At 57.1% G+C, this 19,404-nt stretch carries 24 protein-coding genes and 1 pseudogene; 14 read left to right on the forward strand and 11 right to left on the reverse strand.

The genetic code is table 11. The annotated features are described in order from the left end of the window. The 3 genes and pseudogenes from G455_RS24910 to G455_RS27050 all read left to right on the forward strand — a co-directional run. Positions 1–456, forward strand: a 456-nt coding sequence (locus G455_RS24910; protein WP_035367135.1) for a TniB family NTP-binding protein, incomplete at its 5' end; no start/stop codon positions are given. Beyond that, positions 453–1,244 (forward strand): TniQ family protein, encoded by a 792-nt coding sequence (locus tag G455_RS0120665; RefSeq protein WP_009808026.1) that lies wholly within the window; start codon positions 453–455, stop codon positions 1,242–1,244. The genes G455_RS24910 and G455_RS0120665, both read left to right, overlap by 4 nt. 55 nt (positions 1,245–1,299) lie before the next feature. Then, positions 1,300–1,710, forward strand: a pseudogene (locus tag G455_RS27050) (hypothetical protein); the annotation flags it as partial. 91 nt (positions 1,711–1,801) lie between these two features. Here G455_RS27050 and G455_RS0120670 read toward each other — a convergent pair. Both G455_RS0120670 and G455_RS0120675 read right to left on the reverse strand, forming a co-directional pair. Further along, positions 1,802–2,308, reverse strand: a complete 507-nt coding sequence (locus G455_RS0120670) for a PIN domain-containing protein (protein WP_028095402.1) — start codon at positions 2,306–2,308, stop codon at positions 1,802–1,804. Further along, a complete protein-coding gene (locus tag G455_RS0120675) occupies positions 2,305–3,426 on the reverse strand; it encodes a helix-turn-helix domain-containing protein (protein ID WP_028095403.1) in 1,122 nt (373 codons plus the stop codon). The genes G455_RS0120670 and G455_RS0120675 overlap by 4 nt, the downstream gene beginning before the upstream one ends. Positions 3,427–3,493: 67 nt before the next feature. Between G455_RS0120675 and G455_RS0120680 the strand changes: the two genes are divergently transcribed. Together G455_RS0120680 and G455_RS0120685 are read left to right on the forward strand one after the other, a co-directional pair. Next, the gene (locus G455_RS0120680; RefSeq protein ID WP_028095404.1) at positions 3,494–3,718 is read left to right on the forward strand and encodes a DUF2188 domain-containing protein; all 225 of its coding nucleotides are present in this window, start codon (positions 3,494–3,496) and stop codon (positions 3,716–3,718) included. Positions 3,719–3,736: 18 nt separating this feature from the next. Beyond that, positions 3,737–3,946, forward strand: coding sequence for a hypothetical protein (locus G455_RS0120685; RefSeq protein ID WP_028095405.1), 210 nt, complete (start codon positions 3,737–3,739; stop codon positions 3,944–3,946). Between the two features lie 296 nt (positions 3,947–4,242). Here G455_RS0120685 and G455_RS0120690 read toward each other — a convergent pair whose 3' ends face one another. Together G455_RS0120690 and G455_RS0120695 are read right to left on the reverse strand one after the other, a co-directional pair. Next, positions 4,243–5,085, reverse strand: a complete 843-nt coding sequence (locus tag G455_RS0120690; protein ID WP_028095406.1) for a hypothetical protein — start codon at positions 5,083–5,085, stop codon at positions 4,243–4,245. Between the two features lie 236 nt (positions 5,086–5,321). Next, positions 5,322–5,975, reverse strand: coding sequence for a hypothetical protein (locus tag G455_RS0120695; RefSeq protein ID WP_051693628.1), 654 nt, complete (start codon positions 5,973–5,975; stop codon positions 5,322–5,324). A 473-nt stretch (positions 5,976–6,448) separates the two neighbouring features. Between G455_RS0120695 and G455_RS0120700 the strand changes: the two genes are divergently transcribed. Both G455_RS0120700 and G455_RS0120705 read left to right on the forward strand, forming a co-directional pair. Then, on the forward strand, positions 6,449–6,691 hold the full coding sequence (locus tag G455_RS0120700; RefSeq protein WP_028095408.1) for a type II toxin-antitoxin system ParD family antitoxin: 243 nt from the start codon (positions 6,449–6,451) through the stop codon (positions 6,689–6,691). Between the two features lie 5 nt (positions 6,692–6,696). Further along, the gene (locus G455_RS0120705; protein ID WP_028095409.1) at positions 6,697–7,017 is read left to right on the forward strand and encodes a type II toxin-antitoxin system RelE/ParE family toxin; all 321 of its coding nucleotides are present in this window, start codon (positions 6,697–6,699) and stop codon (positions 7,015–7,017) included. A gap of 208 nt (positions 7,018–7,225) precedes the next feature. Here the strand turns inward: G455_RS0120705 and G455_RS0120710 are convergent, their stop codons facing one another. The 6 genes from G455_RS0120710 to G455_RS27055 form a co-directional block, all read right to left on the reverse strand. Then, positions 7,226–8,548, reverse strand: a complete 1,323-nt coding sequence (locus tag G455_RS0120710; protein WP_028095410.1) for an APC family permease — start codon at positions 8,546–8,548, stop codon at positions 7,226–7,228. After that, on the reverse strand, positions 8,541–9,233 hold the full coding sequence (locus G455_RS0120715) for a TVP38/TMEM64 family protein (protein WP_028095411.1): 693 nt from the start codon (positions 9,231–9,233) through the stop codon (positions 8,541–8,543). The genes G455_RS0120710 and G455_RS0120715 overlap by 8 nt, the downstream gene beginning before the upstream one ends. After that, positions 9,230–10,678 (reverse strand): multicopper oxidase family protein, encoded by a 1,449-nt coding sequence (locus G455_RS0120720; RefSeq protein WP_028095412.1) that lies wholly within the window; start codon positions 10,676–10,678, stop codon positions 9,230–9,232. The genes G455_RS0120715 and G455_RS0120720 overlap by 4 nt, the downstream gene beginning before the upstream one ends. Before the next feature lie 15 nt (positions 10,679–10,693). Beyond that, positions 10,694–11,155, reverse strand: a complete 462-nt coding sequence (locus G455_RS0120725) for a rhodanese-like domain-containing protein (protein ID WP_035367136.1) — start codon at positions 11,153–11,155, stop codon at positions 10,694–10,696. A 21-nt stretch (positions 11,156–11,176) separates the two neighbouring features. Next, a complete protein-coding gene (locus G455_RS0120730) occupies positions 11,177–11,563 on the reverse strand; it encodes a DUF302 domain-containing protein (RefSeq protein ID WP_009573613.1) in 387 nt (128 codons plus the stop codon). A gap of 89 nt (positions 11,564–11,652) precedes the next feature. Beyond that, entirely contained in the window at positions 11,653–12,483 is an 831-nt protein-coding gene (locus G455_RS27055; RefSeq protein WP_229861857.1) for an EF-hand domain-containing protein, read from the reverse strand. Between G455_RS27055 and G455_RS0120740 the strand changes: the two genes are divergently transcribed. Genes G455_RS0120740 through ccmI form a run of 7 tightly spaced genes read left to right on the forward strand, consistent with a single transcriptional unit; the run spans position 12,445 to position 19,097 of the window. Further along, the gene (locus G455_RS0120740) at positions 12,445–13,167 is read left to right on the forward strand and encodes a response regulator (RefSeq protein ID WP_009573615.1); all 723 of its coding nucleotides are present in this window, start codon (positions 12,445–12,447) and stop codon (positions 13,165–13,167) included. The genes G455_RS27055 and G455_RS0120740 overlap by 39 nt on opposite strands. After that, entirely contained in the window at positions 13,164–14,549 is a 1,386-nt protein-coding gene (locus G455_RS0120745; protein WP_028095414.1) for an ATP-binding protein, read from the forward strand. Before G455_RS0120740 ends, G455_RS0120745 begins: the two co-directional genes overlap by 4 nt. A gap of 22 nt (positions 14,550–14,571) precedes the next feature. Continuing rightward, positions 14,572–14,871 (forward strand): SHOCT domain-containing protein, encoded by a 300-nt coding sequence (locus G455_RS26830; protein WP_198431755.1) that lies wholly within the window; start codon positions 14,572–14,574, stop codon positions 14,869–14,871. Positions 14,872–14,918: 47 nt separating this feature from the next. Beyond that, complete coding sequence (locus tag G455_RS0120755; protein WP_028095416.1) at positions 14,919–16,919, forward strand: heme lyase CcmF/NrfE family subunit; 2,001 nt, start codon at positions 14,919–14,921, stop codon at positions 16,917–16,919. Positions 16,920–16,922: 3 nt separating this feature from the next. Then, positions 16,923–17,483 (forward strand): DsbE family thiol:disulfide interchange protein, encoded by a 561-nt coding sequence (locus tag G455_RS26205; RefSeq protein ID WP_038068298.1) that lies wholly within the window; start codon positions 16,923–16,925, stop codon positions 17,481–17,483. Position 17,484: 1 nt separating this feature from the next. Next, complete coding sequence (locus G455_RS0120760) at positions 17,485–17,955, forward strand: cytochrome c-type biogenesis protein (protein ID WP_028095417.1); 471 nt, start codon at positions 17,485–17,487, stop codon at positions 17,953–17,955. After that, positions 17,952–19,097, forward strand: coding sequence for a c-type cytochrome biogenesis protein CcmI (ccmI, locus tag G455_RS24920; RefSeq protein ID WP_051312664.1), 1,146 nt, complete (start codon positions 17,952–17,954; stop codon positions 19,095–19,097). Before G455_RS0120760 ends, ccmI begins: the two co-directional genes overlap by 4 nt. Positions 19,098–19,132: 35 nt before the next feature. Here ccmI and G455_RS0120770 read toward each other — a convergent pair. Further along, positions 19,133–19,404 (reverse strand): integrase core domain-containing protein (locus G455_RS0120770; protein WP_028095418.1); only part of this gene is annotated, 272 nt, incomplete at its 5' end.

A 19,404-nucleotide genomic window follows, 5' to 3' on the forward strand; every position in this document is an offset into this window, starting at 1 on the left:
GAGGTCCACAACCTCTTGGCCGGGACCCACCGCGAACAGCGACGCTTTCTCAATGTTCTTCGTTATCTCAGCAATGAGCTCGAGGTGTCACTGGTCTGTCTTGGGGTCAGCGAGGCCGTCGACGCCATCCGTGGTGATATCCAGCTTGCCCGACGGCTGGACGAACATCACTTGCCAAACTGGCGCGACGATGCCGAGTTCTCGGACATGATCCAGACCCTTATTGCTGCCATGCCACTGGAAAAGAAGTCCAACCTGAAGGTCAAGTCACTCAAGCAGATACTTGCACTGACCGGTGGGGTGACCTCGCGCATTTTCGCCCTGATCAAGGATCTTTCCATCGACGCCATTGTAACAGGTGATGAATGCATCACCGATGACGCAATCGTAAAATGGACGCCGGTTTGGTCGCGCCATGCGAACCCCCATCGGCGGCTCGAGAAGTCCGGGGTGTGAAGCCGCACCCGCTGCCCAAGACTGTCGCGCCGCTGCCAGACGAGTTGTTGTCAGGTTGGTTGTCTCGGCTGGCGGCGGCCAACTACTGTGATGATGCGGAACTGCTGGCCCATATCGAAATCGATACAACTCATGGCACGTCCTTGGACTTCAACATCGACGCGGCAGCGGCGGCGAAGATTGCCAACGCCGCACGGATTGACCCAGATGTTGTGCGATCTTTGACCTTCCCAGCAATGGCGACACGAGAAGCCTCGCTGACGGCCCAGATACCATTCCAGCATTGCCTGCAATGCTCCAGAGAGGGCCTTTCGCTCAAGCATTGGAGGCGAGCCTGGGCATTCGACTGCCAGGTTTGTGGGACGAGACTTGTACCGACGCTCGGCAAGGCCAGTGGCGAACAGATGCCCGAAAAGCTGATAAATCGTGCGCGCAACGGCGCCGCGCGGCTTGAATACGCCGCGCGATTACGCAGCTCCAAGCAACTTCGGCGCGCAATGCGCGCGGTCACCTTTGCCATATCATTAAAGGCCTTCCGCGGAGATCCGTTACACGCTCTTCAGGGCCACAGGCTGGAAGTAAGGCTGTTTTGCCTTGCTGCAATTGATGCAGCCCAATCCCGTCCACTGGTCAAAGCGGCCATCTCAAGCTCCGGCATCGACGACTATGCAAGGGTTGCTCTATTGCGCGCCTTCGATAAGGAGCCACGTCTGCTTGCCGCGGTCGATTACATCGCCCGGCAGCGCGCGAAAAGCATAGGCGCGATGGCAGTGGAATCTCATAATTAAGGGCAAAAAATATCCCCGAACGCGTCGTGTCTCAGATTTAAGGGCAACGCGACACGCCGTCACCGCGTCCAGGATCGCGGCCAGCGATGGAAGCGGCGCCATCTTCGCACCGCTCGCCATGGGCGGGGCAGGGGGGCTCCGTGTTAGTGGCCCGCCGGTCGATCGCCTCGCTCGCTGGCTTGAGGGAATGGCGACGTCGTGCCTGACTGCGATGCGTTACCTAGATGACATTGAGTCTTGGTTTGTGCGGGCAGAAACCGAAATGTCGCCGCTCTCGGGTAAGACCCCTCCGGCGCTGCTCGCCACACTTACGGAATGGCCACTCGTTTCTGCGCCAATGGCCGAGGCCATTACAGGCGCCAGTCGAACTGCCGTTCAGCGCAACCTTGCTTGGATGGAAGCGCGAGGGCTAATCCGTGAGGTAACGAGACAAGGGCGCTATCGGATGTGGTGCACCGCGAACTGAATGCTGCTGATGGGATTTCCGAATTCCTTGACGCACTTCTGTCCTCCATAGACCTATGCCCAGAAGGTGAGATGATCGGCAATCTCTGCAGCTATGCGCTGAGACGGCGCAGCCGCTTGTCGATCTCAGCCACGGGCAGGAAGACAGCATCATCCGCGCGCCAGACCTGCAGCGCGGAGATGAGAAGCTCGACCTCGCAGACACCGGCCGCGTGCAGTTCGTCAATGATCCAGAGTACGCCATGAACGCGCACGGCGCGGGCGGTGGCCACCTTGCGCAGCAGGTTGTCGCCGGTCAGGAGGATACCGTTCTCCTGGCAGGTTGTCGTCACGAGGGCGAAGCAGTCGTTGGCCGACAAGCGGCTATGTTCCCGCTTCAGTGCGAAAACCCGCGCGACCTCTTCGCCCGGCAGATCATAGGTGGCAAGGCCACCATCTTCGAGCATCCGCCATTCCTGCGCCGTGAAGTCGAGGAGCTCCTCCTCACGGATGGGCAGGGGCACGATGAACCGATAGGGCAGCCGCAGCAGGACGTGCAGCAACTCTCCCTTCTTCAGGTCGATCAGGCAGGACGCATCATTGACGACGATACAGGTCACTGGTCACGCGGCCCCCTGATGTCACGTTCGACAACGCTCAAAGGGAGCCCGAGCATCTGGGCAGCGCGAACAGGCGAAATCAACTCCTCGCCGAGCGCGCGCCAAACGAGGCGCTCGAAGCGTTGCGGCTTCTCGAAGGCCGCGAAACCCTCACCGGGACCGATAGGCTCCGGCTCTTCGCGCCGCCAGCTTCGCGCATAGGTCTTGAACGCATATTCCACAGCGCTCTTCGACAGAATGCCCACTTGGCCGAGCCGCACGAGCATCGCGGCGGCAGAGACTCCGTAGGTGCGCTTGAGCCGCATGATCTCTATCCAGGTCATGCCGTGCCGGTTCCGGCCAGCTTCCTCTTCCAGATGCTCGCGCGGGATAAGAAACGCCCCCGCGAAGCGGTGCATGGACGGCTCCTTTTTCAGCGCGACATTGCCGGTCTCGATGATGATCCGATGCGCGAGCTCATGGGCGAGGTTGAAGCGCTTGCGCTCGACGTTGGTGTGCCGCGAGACGACGATCACCTCAGTCGGTGCACCTTCCGCCCGCTCAACATGACAAGCCAGCCCGTTGATGCGCTCAGGTAGATCGGCCTCGATGACCTTGAGCCCCTTGTCTTCGAGCAGGGCGGTCATGCTTGGGATGGGGTCGATCCCGAGCTTCCACTCGCGCCGCACGTCCCGCGCTTTGGCGTCGATGGCCTCTTCATCGGCTACCATGTCCACGCGCAGCGCGGCGAACGGGTCTTCAGCCGGATGCAGGTCGAGGATGTCCTCGATGGCGAGATAGTCTTCGAGCTTCTCGATCACGATGGCTTCCGCCATCGCGCGATCCTGCGCCGAGGCAGTCGAGTTCTTCCGCCACTCGACGCTTTCCAGAGCTTCGACCTGGCCACCGACAAGAAAATCCAGCGACACGCCGAGCGCCTTTCCGAGGCCGACCAACACCGACGAGGACGGCATCATCTTGTCCGCTTCGTATTTGCTGATGGCCTGCGCCGACACGCTTGGGGTCACGCGGTCGGCGAGAGCTTGCATGGATAGGCCAGCCCGCTTGCGGGCAAGCCTGAGCCTTTGTCCGAACATGGTCCTCTCCCGGCGGTTGTTGTTTTGGTTGATAAGCGCCATTTCCTAATCTATATTTAAACACAAGGTTGGCAGAATCGTCAACCGAAATCGACATATGGAGCTTAAAATGTCTAAGAAAAATCAGCATGTTGTGCCGCATCAGGGCGGTTGGGCAGTGAAGGGGGCGGGCAACTCCCGCGCGTCTTCCGTCCATGGCACGCAGCGCGAGGCCATCGCGGCCGCGCGAGAATCCGCCATGCGCCAGGGCAGCGAGATGCTGATCCACGGCGAGAACGGTCGCATCCGCGAGCGTAACACCTACGGCAACGATCCCTTCCCTCCGAAGGGCTAACAGAAAAGGAACGACGCGATGGCTCGCATCGAAATGCGGTTCAATGGCCGCAAGATCGCCTCTGCCGCCCAGCTTCAGCGTGAGCTGACGCGCAGCATGGAGAAGCACGTTGAAGACAGCCTCAAGAAGGCTGCCGGTCCCGGCGTGCGGATGAAGAAGACCCGCGAAGGCTACAGCTTCGAGGGCTCGCCCGAGCAGATCGAGCGCATGAAGAAGCGGCTGCGCTGACGTGGCCGTCGAAGCCGCCCACAGCGACTTCACCTCCCCAACTGGATTGCCCCTTCGGCTGGCAATCATCAACTCCGGTCGCTGAACCGCCGCTTGTAGCGGGAGACGGGAGTCCTTTCTCAGGCAACCGCCGTTCATACGACATTCAGGCCATCCCTTCCGGCTTCGGCCCCTCGGATAGGAAGGCACATGGCTTCAAGCCGATGCAGTGCTTCAAGAACTCACTGCGCGACCACACCGGCTATTGCGCCCACAATCTGGCTGAAGTCGAGCTTGATTGGCCAACTGAGTGAAAGTCACCGCGCAATCTCGCCAGCAAACACCGCCCGTCCGTGCACCGCCAAAGTTGCTGAAAACCTCTGGCACCCAAACTTGCGGATCACATCGAGTACCCGCGCTTCGTAGGCAGCGTGTCCGATCAAGCGACACAAGTCGGACGCGTGGAACTGGCGGTTCGCAGTTGGTGCGGCTTGCATCTGTCTCAGCAATTCGCGCTCTTTGGGATCCGTTATTGGTCTCGCGGGCGGCTTGACCGCGGGACAAGTTGGAGTTCCCCACGAATTTCGCCATCGGCGCATGAAGCCAAGCAGGAAGCCGGCCGGCACCCTGCCGTTGCCTCGGGATCGGTTGAAGGCGAGGAAGCGATCCCAGATGACCTGGGTGTCGATGTTCCAGCAGGGCAACGTGGCCTTCGCCGCTTTGATGAGCTCTGCCCAACTGGTCTGAAAAACGTTCGAACTCGCGGTGATATCGATCAGCCCTGAGAAGATAGTTTTGTTATTATTATCTCTAGATAGTGATGTGTCGTCTTCACCTGACACGAGATCATGGGGTTCACTCTCCTTGTCGAAGGCGGAAAACCGAAAGATCCAGGGCGCGAACTTGCCATTCGGCTTCGCCCGCTCGAGCTGCAACTCCGACGTCTCAAGTTCGCTCAAAAGAACCGAAAGATATTGTCGTGAAACACCCATCCTCTCCGCTAGGGCAGAGAGGGTGAAGGCTGCCGTTCCGCGCGACAAACCGTTGTAGCCATCCTTCCAGGCGATGGCATCGAGGATGAGGGTAGCAAGCTTGTGCGCTGCAACAGAGAGATTTGTCTGCGTGATCCGTCGCAGGATCAGGCCGGTCGTAGGTTCCATGGTCGAGGTCTCCTTGGAGAACCGACGCCATGTCGTGAGACAACAACATTCTTGCCAGCAAAACAACTTTGCTGGTTGCAGGTGTTTTAGCGGTGCGCTAGGAAACTCTTGTTCACGGAGTTTTCTAGCACGGCGTCAGGCTTCACGGTCTGGCGTCGTCTCCTTTTCGGGGGTTTTGCACAGCCTTACGTGCGGGGTTGAGATGACGCGCGCGGCAAAACCGCGCGCAGATTTTGTCAGTAGCGAACTTCTTCAGAACCATAGTTCCCGGCGTGATCACGCCAGTCGACGAAGACGGAACGGTAGAAGTAGCTGCCACATCCATTCGGGATGCTCAGGCCGGATGCGGCTGGCACCTGGCCCACGGTGGATCTTGTCCATCGGTAGTCGCCCTGCACGCCGTAGGACCCCAATCGCGTCGAGTCGCTGCGATTGCAGTCGCCATCTCGGTTTTCATGCTGGCGGTACTGGATGTGATAGACCCGTATGCTGCGCACGAAATCAAAGGCGTCGCCTGAGATGTCGATGTCAGCTTGCTCATCTGCTTGGACGTGAACAAGGGGTATCGGAGTCGATTCCTGCGGTTCGGGCGGATCGCGGAACGTGGTGTCATTAAGGCGTTCCATAGGCGACATCGGGCTGGGATCGTTGAACGACACACCCATCGGACACCGCCAGATTTGTAAGGGCGGCTCGATCGGCCATGGTGTGATCCGCCGAATGAAGACCGCTCTGGCATGCGCGCAGGGCGCGGAGGCAGGCCAGCCGCCCGCAAGGCAGAGGAGGATTGCACAGTCGACCTGATAGGCTTGAGCCGGACCTGACGAGGCCATTAGTCCGGATATGGTTAGTGCCGTGGCTGTTGCCACGCTGTGGATCACGTGCTTCATGATGCCGACTCCATCTATAATGGTGCAGCGATACGAAACAACATTAATGATAGCAAGAAGATTTGATTGATGGTTGCTTGCGACTGTTCGCTTGTGTCGCTTGACCGCTTCCAAGATCTGACGCCGGTTCTGGCTGCTTCTGCGTCTTGAAAGTGGCCAAAATTGCGGACCCCTTTCACGTTAGCTGCTAAACAAACGTCTGTTACAAAGGGGAAATTGGGTGTTCCAATGTGGCCGCGAAAGTGGTCACGGAAGGACAGATCGAATGAGCCCTCCAAACCGCGTGGCGCAGCGCTCGTGGCCTCGGGAAGGGCTGTATCGGGAAACTGCCGGGCCCGGCTCTCCGCATGGAATCCGGGATCAGAAGGGCGGGAGCAGCCAGCGAGCCGATTTGGGGCCCAAGTTGGGATCGAGCATGAGCTTGAATATCTATGTCAGTATCTGATACGATTGAGCATGGATAGGAGAGTCTGATGCCAAACGTCCACCTGACCGAACCGATGCAGAAATATGTGCAGGCGCAGATCGAGTCCGGCGCCTACGCCAATCTGAGCGAAGTCGTGCGCGCCGGCGTAAGGATGCTGATGGAGAAGGATGGCGCCCGGCAGTTCTATTCCCTCAAGGCCGACCTAGAGGAAGCAGCCTCCCTGGCCGAAAATGGGGATTTCGCCGAGTTCGATGCTCATGCCTTCGAACCGGATGCGTTTGATCGCTGACCCACATGACTATTCGGCTTTCCGGTCGGGCCAGGGCCGACCTTGAAGAGATCCGTGCCTACACCGTCGAAACTTGGGGTAGGGATCAATGGCTCGTCTATTACCGCCAGTTGGTTAACGCCTTCGAGCAGATCACCGGGGATCCCGACCGGGGTCGGGACAGGAGTCTCTTCGTTCCGGGGATGCGGTCCGTCAACTGCCAACGTCACGTGATCTTCTACAAGCGGCTAGATGCCGCGGATGGGGCGGCAGTCATCCTGCGCATCGTGCACCAGCGCCGCAACATGCCCGCGCTCGTCTACTACGAGGGTCTCGACGGCGGTTAAGCTCTTGCGTTTCCTCATTTCAATGGCTCGACCAGTCTTCCATAGTCTTCACTGACCTCGTGAAACGCGCGTTGGCGCCCGGCATTGAGGCAACGGAAGTAGTCCTACACATCGGCAAAGTGGATCTCAAAATCGCTCAAACCCGACCAATTTGAATGTTGGAAGCGCTAAGAATTACTGCTTCGATACCTGGTCATCACGCGAGCACTCAATTCCCATTGTGATCATGTTGATGTGGCTCGGTTTTTGTGCGCTGAAGAAACCAATGCTCAAAGATCAATACACAAGCCATGATCGCGAATGCGACCACTACAATCATTGGATCGCTCTGCCACTTTAGTGAAGCGAATACGACAAGCACGATCGCGTCGAGACCGATTGCAGTCAACATGATCCATCCATGCGCAGAAAGCTCGGCCCTAAGGTTTCGGTACACTCCCCAGTGAATAACCATATCCATTACAAGGTAAAAGAAGGCCCCCATAGAAGCTATTCGGCTAACGTCGAAGAGAATGGTCAGCAGGCTCGCAATCACTACTGTGTAGATCAGTGTATGGTCGCGGACTCCGCCTGACATCCCAAAATGACTGTGCGGGATCAATTTCATCTCTGTCAGCATTGCCAACATACGAGATACCGCAAAGATGCTGGCAATCACGCCTGATGCAGTTGCGATCAAAGCGAGCGCGACGGTCAGATAGAAGCCCGTTTCCCCAAGGGACGGTGCTGCCGCTTCCGCGAGCGCATAGTCTTTTGCTTCGACGATCTTGCCAAGCGGCAAGCTGCTTCCCACCGCAAATGCTACCAAGAGATACACCACTACGCAGACCGCCAATGAAATGATGATCGCGCGTCCGATGTTGCGGTGTGGGTCCACTATCTCGGCGCCGCTGTTGGTGATTGTCGTGAACCCTTTGAATGCCAGAATTGCCAACGCTGTGGCACCAACAAATCCACTGAGACCCTGTGAAGCTGTTCCATCTCCTGTTGTGCCAAAAGTAAACCCGCCGGCCCAAAGCGCAGAGATCCCAAACAGAGTGATACCGCCAACTTTCAGTACGGCGAGCAATTGGGAAATCCAGCCTACAGAGCGGTTGCCCGAGATGTTGACGACATAGGCTGCGATAATGAGAGCAACGCCTATTGCCGGAACCAGTAAGCCATCTGGTGCAATGCCCAGTCCACGGAGCAAATAGTTTGCGAAGGTCCGTGCGACTAGGCTTTCGTTAATGACCATTGACAGAGCCATAAGCAAAGCCGCTGCAGCGGCTACGGCGGTTGGTCCATAGGCCTTTTGCAGGATCATTCCAATTCCGCCAGCTGACGGGTAGGCATTGGACATTCTTATGTAAGTGTAAGCGCTGAAGGCTGTAACGATGGCTCCAACGATGAACACAAGTGGAAAGGTAGGGCCGGCCAGTTCCGCAATTTGGCCTGTGAGTGCCAGAATTCCGGCGCCAATCATGACACCAGTCCCCATGGCGACGGCATCCCAAAGAGAAATGCTGCCCGCTTTATAGTCGCTATTCATCGTCGATCTGCTTTCTATTTTTGAGGGTCAAAAAGACAAAAGGCAGTGCTGTCACAACCCCAAGTCCTATCGTGATCCATTCAGCCGTTCCCCAATCCCCTGACATGGCCACAGCTCCAAAATGGGCAAGAACAAAACTCGCCGGCAAAATCCCGGCAAAAGTTGCCAGCATGAAGCGCCATAGATGAAGTTGGCTCAAGCCCGCAACATAGCTGATTGCATCGAAAGAAACGAATGGAAGCAGGCGGGACGCAAACACTGATAACATCAGAGCCTTTTGCGACCCCAACAGCCCGAACTCTGAATATTTACCCAAAAAACGCCGAACTGTGCTTCGACCGAGTTTTCGCGCGATGACAAATGCGATTGTAGCACCGAGCTCCGAGCCTATGGCTACGTAGGCGGCTCCGAGATAGTGGCCAAATGCAGCCCCGGCGGCTAGTGCGATTGGTGCGCTCGGTATGGGGCTTGCGACAATCGCGAGGGCCATGAGTGCAATAACCGCGAGGGGGCCAACGGCTCCGGCATTTTCAATATGGCGCTGCACTTCAGCCTGTGAAAAGGCGACCCCAAGATTGCTCAGAGAAACCGTGCCCGAAAAAAGGCCGAAAACTGCAAGAGACAGAACAGTTGCTATCGCCAAACAACCAATCAGGCGACCATATCCCCATGCTTGCACGATCATGTGACCGTGAACTGCGCCATCATTCCTCCATCTTCGTGTTCAAGGATGTGACAGTGATACATGAAGGGATTGGCGCGATCTGCCGTCTGCTCAAAGCTGACCAGGATATCGACACGGCCATTTACGAGCACGGTATCCTTCCAGCCAGAATTTTGTATGCTTGGTTTCTTTCCGTTTTCGGCGAGCACCTGAAACCTCACGCCATGAACATGAAACGGGTGCATCATCATGTTTGAGGAGACTTGCCAAATCTCGGTCGCCCCCTTCGAAAGAGACAAGTCTATCCTCCCCATGTCGAAGGACTGCCCATTGATCGCAAACCGATCATTCGACCTACGCATCATCATGCCCATCCCCATTGGCATATCGAGTGTGATCTGACGTGTATTGACTGATCGGGCCTCACTGTCAGGCAGGACGCCGCCCAAGTCGGCGGGTATTTCCAGAATGCGGGCAGGAAGTCTCACATCCACACCAAAGGGTAGAACTACGAAGCTCCCCCCAGCAGTGCTCGCGCCGCCCATCATCCCACCCATCATCTGATTGGGATTTGCAGAGGATACCAGCGTGCCAGCCTCTCCTCCCGAAAAATCGACGAGGACTTCGTATCGTTCGCCGGGAGCGATCACGAGGGACTCAATTGCGACAGGTTGATTAAGATAGCCACTGTCCGTCGCGATGAGGTGCATCTCGCGACGGTCAGAAAACGATAGGGGATAAATCCTCGCGTTCGAGCCGTTGAGCAAGCGCAAACGGACAATACCGCGAGGGACGACAGCCTGGGTGCCTAGCTGACCGTTAACAAGAATGACATTTCCCATGAAACCCATCATCTGATCTGGCATAGACAGGCCATAATCGATGCGGCCCTGCCGGTCGAACCGGCGGTCTTGCAGAACCAATGTCAAATCATCGACGCCGTATGAGATCGGGAGACCCCGAGCATCGTCCCGACCGTCATCAACGTGGATCACACCGGCCAATCCCCTTTGAACTTGTCGTCCGGTGTCGCCATGAACGTGCGAGTGGTACCAAAGAGTAGCGGGTGGTTGTGTCAGATCCAGTTCGGGAGACCAAGTCGTGCCCGGTTCAATCGTCTGGTGTGGGCCGCCGTCAACTTCGCCGGGTATCAGCATACCGTGCCAGTGCACCGAGATTTTCTCTGACAGCGTATTGTCGATCTGTGCTTGCGTCGAAGCTCCTGCGGGAAGACGTAGTGTAGGCCCCAAAAAGGATTGGTTGAACCCCCAGGTTTCGCCGCCGCCCAGTCCTGTAAAATCGGTCTTGCCCTTTTGGGCAGTCAGACGGAAATGCCGATCGCGGGTTGCGTCGAGCAATGGTGGCATAGCCAACGCCCTGACACTCTCCTGTGCGATGGCCGCCAGCGGACCTGTGGCAAACGGCAGGCCAGCCAAGCCGGCGATGAAGGCTCTACGATTGGTCATGGTATAGCTTGTGTCTCACGCTAGCTCACTTGGGAGGGCGGCCAGTGCGGCTTCTCTTGTTACTGTCGGCAGACCTTGCTCGATCCAGCCGGATCTCCCCGGGGCGCCAAGCATCCCGCCTACGGCGTCAACAAAGCCGGCAGCTTTCGCTTCACGCAACTTGCTCATTACGAGACCTGAGCGATGGCCGGTCCGACAAATCAGGGCGACCGGGCGTCCCGCAGCAAGATCGCGGGCGGCGAAGAGGCGCTCCCCGAACCGCGGATGGGTCATGTCGATTGGCCACGCCCCCTCCGCGACGCCGGTATCTTGCCATTCCTCGGGTCTGCGGATGTCCACAAGCCTTGCCAAATCGCTTTTCAGCGCATCATGGAGAGTATCGAGCGCCCATACGTCATGGTTGTCAGCCCAAGCTGGCGAATAGGCAAGCAAGGTGCTCGATGCGAACAGGCCAAAAGTTTGACGGCGGCTCAGCATGGTCTGCCTCCTCAGTTTAGTTTATGCGTTGTCAACCGCAGATCGCAGCATATCGCGCACCTGCGCGGCGACTTCGTGCAGCTTCTCATTCTCGACAGCGGCCATCGAAGCCACAGGATCAACAGCGCTGATTTCAGTGCCGTTTTCGACCGTCCGCAAGATCACGTTGCAAGGCAGCATCGATCCTATACGGGGCTCCAGCCCAATGGCCTCCCATGCCATATGAGGGTTGCACGCACCCAGAATGCGGTATCCATCCATGTCGCGGTCAATCTTTTTCTTCATTGTTGCCTGGACGTCGATTTCGGTCAGTACACCAAATCCCTTTTCTTTCAGGGCTTCGCGCAGGCGCATCTCCGCATCATCAATCGCCGTATTGGGCAGATGTCTGTTGTAGGTATAACTCATTTTGAGCCCTCTCGATCTTGTTCAGGCAAACCCAAAGCGCCGAACCGTTGACGGGCTTGCCTGAATGGGGAAATTCTGAACGACGGGGTTCAGTTGTCTTGGTCCGTCATCATTCCGGGATTTGCTGTCATACCCTGTGCCATGTTGTCGGCAGGGGCGACTATTTCGCCTTGAGAAATCTGGCCGTCGCCATCAGCATCGAGCATCTGGAAACGATCGACCATGGTCTCGCGCATCGCCTTGGCGTGAAGCGACGCGAATTCGTCAATCGAGAGCGTGCCGTTACCGTCGGCGTCATAGTCCGACAGCATCGACTGAAGGCCCTCATGCGCCTCTTCGGGAGACACTGCGCCGTTTCCATCCATATCGAACATTGACATCATGTTGCCCCCCATCATCGGGAACATACCTTGACCGGTTGTGCTTGGTCCCATGATGCTGCCGTTTCCGCTCATCATGCCCGAATGCATTTGCATCATCATGCGCATCATGCCGTGCATCATCTGAAGATGCTCGGCCATCTGACTGGGATCCATCATGCCGCCACCCATCAGCATTCCGGGCCCGCCCGTCCCTGCCATCGGTTGAGCAAGTACATTGGGAGAGACGCTTTCAGCGCCCGCAGCTTGGTGATGGCTGTCATCGGCGAGCGCAGCACCTGCTGTGAGAACGGCAACCAGAAGACCGGTAGAAATTTTTGTTGAGTAGGACATTTTGAAGCCTTTCCTTCTTTTGACCTCATACAACTTGGCATCAAACATTTGAATGTAAGGACGTACACCCGTGGATTTGTATCCGTCTGTCGCAATGGACAGGGGCTGATACAATTGGCGACAAAAAGGAACCTGACCGTCTGATTTCCAATGCTTTAGAAGGGCCCCATGCAACACGCGCCACATATTCTCGTCGTGGATGACCATGAACAGATCCGGAAAAGTGTAACCCGCTATCTGGAAAAGAATGGCATGCGAGCAACCGCTGCCAAGGATGCGGCGGAGATGGACGCGAAGCTGGCTGTCGGAAGCTTCGACCTACTGGTCCTGGATATCATGATGCCTGGCGAGGATGGCCTTTCCGTTTGCCAACGTCTGTCAAGCGAAGGGCGACTGCCGATCATCATGTTGACCGCGCTCGGTGAAGATGCGGACCGTATTGTCGGTTTGGAGATCGGTGCGGACGATTATCTTCCCAAGCCGTTTAATCCACGCGAACTCCTTGCGAGGATCAAAGCCGTCCTGCGAAGAAGCGAGCACAAAGAAGCCTTCACCGGATCTCTGAGCGGCCGCAAAGTCCGCTTTGCACACCTTACCTTGGATGTAGACCGGCAGGTGCTTCTCGACGACGCGGGACAAGAGACCGCTCTTACGGTCGCAGAATTCAAACTGCTGACGGTCCTTCTGGAGCGCCCTCGGATGGTGTTGAGCCGCGATCAGTTGCTAGATCTTTCTCAGGGCATTTCCGCTGGTCCGTTGGACAGGAAAATTGACAACCAGATTTCGCGCCTTCGGCGAAAGCTCGAGCCCGACATTCTCCGTCCACGTATTATCAAGACGATCAGAAGCGGCGGCTACTGCCTGTCGGTCGACGTCGAGGTGTCCGAATGATCTGGCGGCTCCTACGATCTCTCCGGATCCAACTCGTTCTTCTCATCATTATCGCGTTGGGGATCGCACAGTTTGTCAGCCTGTGGCTCTTCGCCGATGAACGAAGCCTCGCCATACGGGCTGCTCTTGGGTTTGAGGCAGCTGGACGAGCGGCAAATGTTGCGCGCTTGATTGAAGAGGCACCCGCTGACCTGCGCCCATCAATTATCCGCGCGGCGAACTCGCCCCTTGTTCGCTTTGACCTCGGGACGAAGCCGCTTGTGCAACATAGCGACCATTCGGATGGCGGGTTGGTTGAAACCCGCGTCCGCGCACTCCTGAACGACAGCTACAGTCGCGACATTCGTGTAGAGCTTCACCAGATCCAAGGCGCGATCCTGCCGCTACCGAACCTGTCGCACGAAATGACCGAGATGCACTTGGCCATGATGCGAGGTGAACTGTCCGCTATCGAGATGAACCTTTCAATTTCGATCGCCGGTGGCCAGTGGTTGAACGTAAGTACGCGCTTTGAGCGTCCGCCGATCCAGTGGCCGCTTTATTCCATGCTGACATTTGGTCTGACGGCAATGGCCCTGTTGGTCGCAGTGAGCTGGTTTGTCATGACCGGACTGCTGGGCCCTCTGCGGCGATTGGCCGGGGCGTCGGAACGATTGGGGCGTGGAGAAGACATAGACGCGTTGCCAGAACGGGGACCCCAGGAGGTTCGGGAGCTGACCGCTGGTTTCAACCGCATGCAGGACAGGCTGACACGGTTCGTTGCCGACCGAACGAGGGTTCTGGCGGCCCTTGGACATGATCTTCGATCTCCGCTTACCGCAATGAGAGTACATTCAGAAATGGTAGAGGAAGACGAAACCCGAGAGAGTCTCGTCGCAACCGTCGAAGAAATGCAGTCGATGGTGGAAGCAACCCTTACCTTCGCGAAAGGTCTCTCAGGGAACGAACCAATGCAGGATGTTGACCTGCAATCGTTCCTAGAAGCTCTGCGGGGGGATATGGTCGTACCGTTTGTGCTCTCTGACGGCCCCGAAGTCACGGTTCGATTGCGCCCCAATGCCATTCGACGGGCATTGCGAAACGTGATCGAGAACGCGGTGCGCTACGGCGGGTCCGCAACGCTGGGCTGGATATCAGCCGATGGGGAAATAGAAATTTCCGTCACTGACAGAGGGCCGGGGATTCCAACCGCAGAATTGGAACGCGTATTTGACCCATTCTTCAGGCTTGAAGAAAGCCGATCTCTGGAAACCGGCGGGCATGGGCTGGGCCTGTCGATCGCAAGGTCCATTCTTCGCGCGCAGGGTGGGGAGATCAGTCTGGCGAACCACCCGGACGGCGGGCTTATCGCGACAATTCGATTGCCAGTTGCTGAAACATGAAATGACAGAAAAGGAAACCGACATGCTTAGACTTACCAACACAACCGCAGCATTCACGCTGTTCGCGACGGCCGCCATGGCGGACCCAGGCGGAGATTATTACGGCCACATGTGGGGCGGTGGATTTGGAATGCTGGGAGGGCTGATGATGATCGTGTTCTGGGGCGTGATTATTGCGCTGATATTCTTCGCCGTTCGCTGGTTCAGCGAAAAGGACCGTGTTTCCGGGTCTAGTGCTCAGGACATTCTCAGGGATCGCTTCGCGCGCGGTGAGATTGATGAAGACGAGTATCGCAAGCGCAAGGCCGCTTTAGACGACTGAGAAACTGATCACCAGTCGATCCCACTGCCAAAGATCATGAGGCTCCTATGACCCCGGAACTCGGCCATTTTGTGCTGGCCCTCGCATTGGCGTTGGCCATCGTCCAATCGACTATTCCTCTTTTCGGCGCGGCCCGGGGCAATCTTCTCTGGATGCGTTCAGCCCGGTCAACTGCTTTTGGGCAGGTCGTCTTCGTCGGACTTGCCTTTGCCGCCTTGATGCGCGCTTTTGTTGTCTCTGATTTCACTGTTTTGAACGTCGCGAACAATTCGCATTCGCTGAAACCAATGATCTTCAAAGTCGCGGCGACTTGGGGAAGTCATGAAGGATCGTTGCTGCTCTGGGTCTTCATTCTGACCATCTTCGGTGCTGCGGTTGCTGCTTTCGGCTCAAACCTACCGGAAACACTTCGAGCGCGAACTTTGGCAATGCAGGCATGGATCAGCGTCGGGTTTCTGTCCTTCCTTCTCTTTACATCCAATCCGTTCGAGCGCGTCTTTCCTCCGCCGCTTGATGGCGCTGACCTCAATCCTCTGCTCCAGGATATCGGCCTCGCGATGCACCCGCCGCTGCTGTATTTTGGATATGTCGGCTTCTCGATCGTCTTTTCGTTTGCAGCCGCAGCCTTGATCGAGGGACGGATCGACACAGCCTGGGCAAGATGGGTTCGACCCTGGACACTGGCCGCGTGGATCAGCCTGACTGCGGGGATAGCTCTCGGATCGTGGTGGGCATATTACGAACTGGGTTGGGGTGGATGGTGGTTCTGGGACCCGGTTGAAAATGTCAGTTTTATGCCCTGGCTTCTCGGGACAGCACTTCTCCATTCGGCGATTGTCACTGAAAAGCGTGACGCGTTCAAAAGCTGGACAATCCTGCTCGCGATCTTGACGTTTTCGCTGTCACTCCTCGGCACATTTGTGGTTCGGTCTGGCTTGCTGACCTCTGTGCATGCTTTTGCCGTGGATCCGGAGCGAGGCCTATACATTCTTGGCCTGCTTGCGATTTCAATTGGTGGCTCACTTGCACTCTATGCGTGGCGGGCGCCAATGATGGAAGGTGGCGGGTTGTTTAAGCCGATTAGTCGAGAGGCAGGGTTGTTGCTAAACAACCTGATCCTGGCTACAGCGACTGGCACGGTTCTGTTCGGTACGCTTTATCCGCTGTTTCTCGAAGCCGTTTCTGGTGACAAGATTTCCGTCGGTCCGCCGTTCTTCAATGGCGCGTTCGTACCAATGATGCTCCCCTTGGTTTTTGTCATGGGTCTCGGGCCGTTTTTGTCCTGGAAACGAGCCGATCTGGTCGGAGTGCTTCAACGTGTCCGCTTCGTGGTGGTGCTGGCGGTGCTGGCAACGCTCGCAATTTGGTATTTCGCCAAAGGCGGGCCCGTGTTGGCATATCTTTCGATCCTCATCGCGCTTTGGTTGTTTTTTGCTTCCTTACGTGAATGGGCGCTGCGGGTTCGTTTGTTCGAGGTTCCGCTCCAGGAAAGCATCCGGCGTGCCCGCAATTTGCCCCGCGCGGCGCATGGAATGACGCTCGCTCATGCGGGAGTTGCGGTCTTGATGATCGGCATGATTGGCTCTTCGGTTTGGAAATCTGAAGAGATCGCATTTGTAGAGCCCGGCACGAGTGTCAACATTGCGGGATTTGATGTCACATTTGAAGGTGTGCAGCGCGTTCGTGGCCCGAACTATATTGCGGATCAGGGAACCCTGCGCGTCGAAAGGGGCGGCTCTTTCGTGACGGCTCTCAAACCTGAGCGGCGCAGCTATCCGGTCGCACAAAGTACGACAACAGAATCGGCGATACGGTCAACCCTGGCGGGAGACCTATACGCTTCGATCACGGAACCCTCTCTGGACAAAGCCGAAGAGAGCGGTGCCTGGACTCTGCGTATTCTCTATGAGCCATTCGTCGGCTTGCTTTGGTTGGGTGCGGCCATGCTTGTCATAGGCGGCAGTCTGTCCTTGTCCGATCGCCGCTTCCGTGTCGGGGCACCCCAAAGCTCCAAGGCACGATCCACGAAACCGGTCGCAGCGGAGTGAGCAATGAAACGAGCTGTAGCGATTATTCCCTTGGTACTGGCAGTGATTGTCGGCGGATTTTTCTTGTGGGGCCTGAATCCCAATCGTGACCCAAGCGAGATTCCTTCGGTTCTCATTTCTCAGCCAGCTCCCTCGTTCAATCTCGGGCCGGTGCCGGGTCTTGATGTACAGGGACTGTCTCGGGAAAACCTGCTCGGAAACCCAACGCCAGTCGTCGTCAATGTCTTCGCTTCCTGGTGCGTTCCCTGTCGTGCCGAACACGCGGTTCTGAGCGCTTTGGTTGAGCGCGATGGCGTGCGTTTGTTCGGGATCAACTACAAGGATCAACCCGCAGACGCGGTCAATTGGCTTCGAAATCTCGGGAACCCGTACGAACGTATTGGCTCGGATCTGTCAGGTCGTGCCGGGATCGAGTGGGGGATTTCGGGTGTGCCCGAGACATTCATTGTCGGAGGCGATGGAACGGTGCTCTACCGATACGTCGGCCCGATCGTCGGTGAAGAGGCTGTATCAGCCTTTCGCCAAGCTCTCCGACAAGCGGGTGTGTTAGAGGAGAGGAGCTGACATGCGTAGTTTCTTCCTTGTGTTGGCACTCATCATGCCAATGTCTGCGCAGGCTGTTGAGCCCGACGAAATCCTCTCCGATCCAATCCTCGAGGCTCGGGCACGGGAGGTTTCCAGGCAGCTTCGCTGCGTAGTTTGCCAAAATCAGGATATTGACAGCTCGAACGCCGGCGTTGCGCGCGACCTACGACTTTTGGTCCGGGAACGGTTGGTTGCGGGTGACACGAACGAAGATGCAATTGCTTTCATCCAAGCGAGATACGGCGACTACGTTCTACTGAAGCCTCCGTTTAAACCCGAGACCTACGCTCTCTGGTTTACCCCCCCACTCCTTGGGCTCTTGGCTCTGGGGATCGGTGGCGGCATCCTGATGGGCTCTCGAAAAAGAAAAAAAATCGCAGACCTGAGCGATGACGAGGAGGCCGAGGTCGCACGCATTTTCACTTCATCCAGCGAAGGGGACCACCGATGATATGGATTGCAATGGCAGTCCTCGCCTTGACTGCCTCAGGGATTGTTGCGGCTTCGGCGTGGAAGCCTGCCTTGGTGCAAGGTCCGGCCGAAGACAGGACTCTCGCAGTTTTGAAGGACCAGTTGTCTGAAGTCGATCGGGATGCTGAACGCGGCCTGCTTTCAGTCGCAGAGGCGCATGCGGCGCGACAGGAAATCAAGCGGCGGGTTCTCTCCGTGGGGAGAGTAAAAAACACCGGGGAATCCAGCGGCGGCGGCAGGGTCATACTCATGGCTGCTGCGGTCTTTGTGCCGCTGTTCGCGGCGGGGTATTACAGTTTTGCTGGAGCGCCAAACCTATCCAGCATCGCTTTCGAGGATCGCCAGGCAGAGGTCGCGCAAAATCGTGAAATCGAAGCGTTGGCGCAGAAGCTATTGCAGCGGTTGCAGGCGGATTCAGAAGGCGGAGCCTTGGAGGGCTGGATGCTCCTTGGACAGACCTTCATGAAATTGGGCCGCGCTTCGGATGCCGCATCGGCCTACGAGCGTGCAACACAATCCATGAATGCCGATTCTGCTGTGTTTTCGATCTATGCGGAAGCTCTCATCGTTTCCGAACAGGGGATCGTGACACCCCAAGCGAAGCGGGCCATTGCAAGAGCACTTGAGCTCGATCCGACCAATCCTGCTGGAACTTTTTACGATGCTGTCGGGCTTGCGCAAGCGGGTGCGAATGAGCAGGCCTACAATCGTCTTCTCACGCGATTGGACGAAGTGGATGGGTTCGCACCCTGGATGGAAACATTTGTCGCGGAAGCAAACCGGATAGGTGCGGCACTAGGCCGAGCGCCTATCAGTTTGTCGGATTATGCTCCAGTAATGTCAGGCAATTCGCCCGGCCCCACTGCTGCAGATGTCGAAGCGGCCAGCCAGATGGATGATGTCGATCGAGATGCATTTATCCGATCCATGGTGGAACGTTTGGCAACACGCCTTGAGGCTGAACCAGACGATATCGATGGATGGATGCGTCTTGGCAGGGCCTACAGGGTGCTCGGCGAAACTGACCTCGCCTTGAACGCGTACAGTCGAGCCAAAGAGCTATTGGTGCCCGTTTCCTCCGAATGTCCGTCGTCAGAACATTTGGCACACTTCGCGGCGTAGATTAGCGGAGTGCGGGCTTCGTCTGGGGATTGATGTTAGGCGGCGAGCTTGCGGTGCTGCAAGCGCCGATATTCGATGGTCTGTCGCTTGATCCTTTCGCGCTGTTTGATGATGCCCGGCGCCCTTCCGAAGTAGGCGTCGGCAGGGGTCACGTTGGCCAGGCTCTCGTGGTAGCGCTGGTGATTGTAGTGCTCGACGAAGGCCTCGATCTGGGCCTCGAGGTCGCCGGGCAGGAAGTAGTTCTCCAGTAGGATGCGGTTCTTCAGGGTCTGGTGCCAGCGCTCGATCTTGCCCTGGGTCTGCGGAT

It is taken from the genome of Pseudodonghicola xiamenensis DSM 18339, from assembly GCF_000429365.1.
GTDB lineage: Bacteria > Pseudomonadota > Alphaproteobacteria > Rhodobacterales > Rhodobacteraceae > Pseudodonghicola > Pseudodonghicola xiamenensis.